General features: G+C 55.5%; 3 protein-coding genes. All 3 read left to right on the top strand.

The features are described from left to right. Window positions 1–1,911 (top strand): hypothetical protein (locus ACOCD2_RS01150; protein ID WP_419625554.1); only part of this gene is annotated, 1,911 nt, incomplete at its 5' end. Continuing rightward, a complete protein-coding gene (locus ACOCD2_RS01145) occupies window positions 1,908–3,080 on the top strand; it encodes an RHS repeat-associated core domain-containing protein (RefSeq protein ID WP_419593878.1) in 1,173 nt (390 codons plus the stop codon). The genes ACOCD2_RS01150 and ACOCD2_RS01145, both read left to right, overlap by 4 nt. A gap of 973 nt (window positions 3,081–4,053) precedes the next feature. Beyond that, the coding region (locus ACOCD2_RS01140; RefSeq protein ID WP_419625552.1) for a hypothetical protein at window positions 4,054–4,793 on the top strand (740 nt) is incomplete at its 3' end.

Genomic DNA, 4,793 nt, shown 5'->3' with positions numbered 1-4,793 from the left:
AGCTCCCGTGAATCTGGCGGCCTGATTGACCGCTTCACCTACGACCCGGTATGGGGGCTGGTGACTTCGCACATCCTCCCCGATGGTTCCGGTACGCAATCCGCCTATGATACCTTTGGGCACTCCCTGAAGCAGTATGTCGTAGACTCTGAGGGAACGTCCGTACCGGTTCGCTGGTATGACTACGTGTTCATGGATAACTCCAGGGCACGCAGTGAGCACGTCTCCGACGGTACCGGGGTGCTCGTGAATGATACGTACTACAACAGTCTTGGTAAGGTGTGGAAGAAGGTGCGTACCCGTGGCGAGAATGAGCCTGTTACCCTGTCTGAGAAATCCTTTGACAGGGGAACGGGCCGTTTGAGTTCCGAAATCACACCGGCTGGCGGACACATCCGATACACCTATGACCACCGGGGTAATATTCTGACACGTGAGCGCGTGGGGCTTGCCACTGTACGGTACACGTATTCCTATTCCAATGGGAAATCTGTTACCAGTATCTACGGTCCTGACCCCAGCAAACCCGTTCAGGATGCTGCCGCGACCGTGCTGCTGAAGACCACAGAAGAGAGCAAGGTACATCGAGAGCGCATCACTACCCGCAGTGATGGCTCTACATCCACAACGCACTATGACCTCCTGTCACGTGTCACGGACACCACCGATTACCGGGGGCTGATGTCCACCGTCTCATACGACACCACGGGGGATCGTGCCTGTGTCATGACGCCTGATGCTGGGCGGCAGTGCGAGTTCTACAACGGCTTCGGTAAGCTGGCCCGGCGCGTGAACGCGGATGGCTCTGAGCAGATCTGGTCCTATGACGGACGCGCCCGTGTAACCACGATGACATACCGGGGAGCTGATCAGCAGGAACGCACTGTCTCCTACGTCTATGATGATACCCGCACCGGTGAAAACAACCGGGGGCACCTGACACAGGTGATGGACGATGGGAACACGGTGGAGCTGACCTATGATGCCATGGGCTTCCTGAAATCCAAGGCCTGGCGGGTCAAGGGCGGTGAGTACGTATTTGCGTATGACCGCCACCCCAACGGCTCGCTTCAGGCAGTGCATTACCCGCAGGGCGAAACCGTCACATACCTTTACGGTACTGCGGGACTTGTCACCTCGCTGGACGTGAGTTCACCCCACTGGGAAGATGCCGTAACCTTGGACTTCAGCAATTTCCTTCCGGATGACTCCCCCGGCACAGTTATGTCGATGGGCTACGAGATCGAGAGGGAACTGGACAGCTGGGGTCGGGATACACACCTGGCCCTGACCCGTGATTCGGATAAATCCCCGCTGGAAGTGGTTAAGTACGCATGGGATGCTACGGGTAACCTGGTGGGAATGCGGCGCGATACTGAGATTCAAAACTACCACTACGATTCGCTGGCCCGTCTGGTCAAGTACACCGGTACTTTGTCGGGCACCTTCGAATATGACCCCAATGGCAACGTAACCAAGAATGAGTATGGTTCGTTTGTTATGGAGCAGAAGACCAACCGGATCGACACGATCAACTATGGTAATGACGATCTGAAAGCCCATTATGATGAGGCAGGTCGCATGACCTTTGATGGTGAAGTAACTTACACCTACAACGTCATGGGCCGTCTGGCTAAAACAGAGAATAAAGGGGAGATCCACACGTTTGGCTACTTCAACGGCAAACGTCTGTTCAGCGACGGTACCCTGTATCTCGATGAAGGTTATGAAGTGACACCCGAAGGTGCGCAGATCCGGGTAGGTAGTGGGCAGGCCACGTACCTGCTGGCAAAATCCAGCGAAGCCCTGCTCGTGTTCCCAGACCGGTTGAATAATTGGCTGACACTGGTTAATGATAAGAGCCGTGAAAGCTGGGTTTACCGTCCATACGGAGATAGCCAAGAGAAATGAAGATAGCACCCAAAGCGCTGACTACCGCAAGAGCGCTGGCACTGCACGCTACCACGGCGGCCCTGTTCAGTCTGGGATCCTATGCGATCTACCACAGTGTCCAACACTCTGATACGTTTATCGGAAAACCTGTGGTAGGTGAAGTCGTGGCGCTGGACAACCGCAGCTACTCCCCTAAGCTGTCACGGTTCCTGACCATTGACCGAAAAGGCCAGTTCATGTCTGCCTACACCTACACGGGTGGCAACCCCATGACCTTTGCGGATCCCAGCGGTGATGGTATCGGTGATGGTATCGCGCGCCTGGTGGCCTTCGTGTCCGCCAAGCTGGGAACGTCGGGCTCACGTGAAGCCATGCTGACGATGGAGGACATTGTAGGTATGAGCGCGGGTGCAGATCGAACCGCCATGGCCGCGGCTGGTGGCTTTGGCACCATTGCCCGGAATGCCGCCGGAATGTTTGAGAATCCCAGCTTTGTCTTCACCGTGGAAAGTGAAGCAGGTGCATCCGCAGCTTCACAGATAGCCGCAGAAACCTCAGAGCAGTCCCTACTGGGTTTCGGCACGGCTGAAGAGATTGAGATGGGTAGCGTCAGTTCCCGATCCTCGGCGGAACTCCTTACCAACGACATGGGTATCTATTCTGAAATCGGATTGGAAGACACCGCAGCGGACGTACGGGGCAGACTGGCCTTCCGGACCATTGATAACCCGCTCTACGAAGAACCATATATACCAAGTACAGCCACTGCGGTGCAGGAAGGAATTACGGCAGATGCTGCCCGTGCAGTAGCGACACTGGGCAACCCCACAACCATCGAAGCCCCCGGATCTGCATTGTCGGTATTCGCCGTGGGTGAAGGCCCGGGGTCACGAGCCGTAGCGAACGAGGCTATTCCCGCAGTGTCACGAGCCGTCGCATCCGCTGACCCCCTGCCGCTGCTGAATGCCGAAGGACAGGCGAATATACAACAGCTGGTTACCAACATGATGAAGAACGGTGGCCTACCGGGTGCGGCACCACCTTCAGTCTGGCGTAGCGTCGCATCCTTTGCCGGCCTGTCACTGGCCTTTGTCGTAGCACCTATCGCCATCGAGCAGATCATTCGGGTAGCACGGGAGCACCACGCACCCCGTGATCTTTACCGACACGCCCGAACGTATCAGTGAAGTGGCTCATACTCCTTTGCCTATGCACGACTAACCTGAGCTACGCGGATCCCCGCTATGCAAGTGGGGATTACGTCGGTGACATAATCACACTGGGTATCCGTGACCTGTCACCCAAGCTTTCCCGTTTCCTCGAAACAGATCCGGAGCATCAGTTTTCTTCTGATTACAGTTACGCGGGAGGTACCCCGGTTACAGCCGCGGATCCTACAGGTGCCGTTGTGCTGCCTATCTCGGAAATACGCCTGATAGATGACACGCGTAGCCTGTTCCGGGCAAATTTCCTAGCGACAGAAGATACAAAGAAAGTCGCATATGTGCATACCAAGACAATGTCGCGTTCAGCCTCAATGGGGGAGTTCTTTATAGGCACCCAAGCCGTGGCTTTGCAAACTACCCCGGTATTACCCAGCAAACCCTGGCACGTGATTTCCTGCGAGTACTGTCTGGGCAGCAGCAAATCCTTATCGCTCAAACCCTACCACGAGGAAGTAGGAACATCCTTTACCCGTGCAGGCCGAGACAGGGAAATGTACGGCTTCAGTGAGTATGTGGACGTAGGCCTTCAGCTCTGGGACGACCGGGCATTGGTACTGGCACGTGATGATATGCAGTTACGCTACAATCGGCGTATGGAATTTCTGGCAAATCCCGAAATGATGAAAGTTCGCGGCATATCATCCCCACTGGCAGACTTTCGCCAGGAACCTGATGAACTGTTTCTTGCGCTTCGAAAGGGGGCGGATGAGATGGCGGAGAAAATAGTACAGTACGATGCCGCTATAGCTGAACGCCGGCGGCAGACTACGGAGTATTACGATGGCCTTAATCTGGTACGGACACGACGTAGCAACGCAGGCTACCTCTTTTTAGCTCAGCGAGACCCCAGGGTACTTAGAGCTTTGCACGAAGAGCACCGTAGCCTAATGCCTAAACCTAAATCAAAGTCTACTACCAGCAGGAACCACAGATCATGGCTGCCATGGCGAAGATAGTCACTAAGCTCCTGATACCCTCCATCCTGTGCATGGCGGCTGCTGTTCATGCGGATTCCCGCTACGCAAATGGAAGTTACGCAGGCGACCTCATCACCCTGGGTGTGCGTGACCTGTCACCAAGGCTTTCCCGCTTCCTTGAGACGGATCCAGCACGCCAGCTTTTCTCAGCGTACAGCTACGCGGCTGGCACTCCCGTAACTGTTGCAGACCCTACGGGAGCGGTTCTGGGCTCTGAACTGATTGCCATCCGGATGATCGAGGACACACGCGGACTGTTCTCCCAGAACTCCATGACCGCAGAGGCGACCAGAGAAATTTCACATTCCCACATCTCAGCCATGAACCGGTCCGGCTCACTGTCAGAATTCTTCATGGCTACGGACGCTGCACTGCTCTTCAAAGATCCAAAGGTTCCGGACGCCCCCTGGCACGTTGCCTCCTGCAACTACTGCTCAGCACGGCCCAGAAGCCTCTCGCTGAGACCCTATCAGGAGGAATTGGGCGCGCATGGCTTTACGCGGGAAAACAGAAACCGAACCATGTTTGGCTTTCAGGGCGACACAGACATAGGCTGGCAACTGCTGGACGATGATGCACTTGTCCGTCGCAGAAACCACGTACTATCCGAGTACAACCGGCGTATGGCGTTCCTTGCCGACCCTAAAATCATAAAGATGCGCGGCATACGCTCACCACTAGCAGGCTTCCAGGATGA

Origin of the sequence: Thiolapillus sp. (genome assembly GCF_048562965.1) — a bacterium.
Classification (GTDB): Bacteria; Pseudomonadota; Gammaproteobacteria; order Chromatiales; family Chromatiaceae; genus Thiolapillus; species Thiolapillus brandeum_A.
Note: the sequence above shows the minus strand (reverse complement) of the source record. Positions and strands in the feature narration are given on the sequence as shown.

Bases quoted from the DNA above. Each gene is read 5' to 3' on its own strand.
- ACOCD2_RS01145 (WP_419593878.1), top strand. From the start codon at position 1,908: ATGAAGATAGCACCCAAAGCGCTGACTACCGCAAGAGCGCTGGCACTG.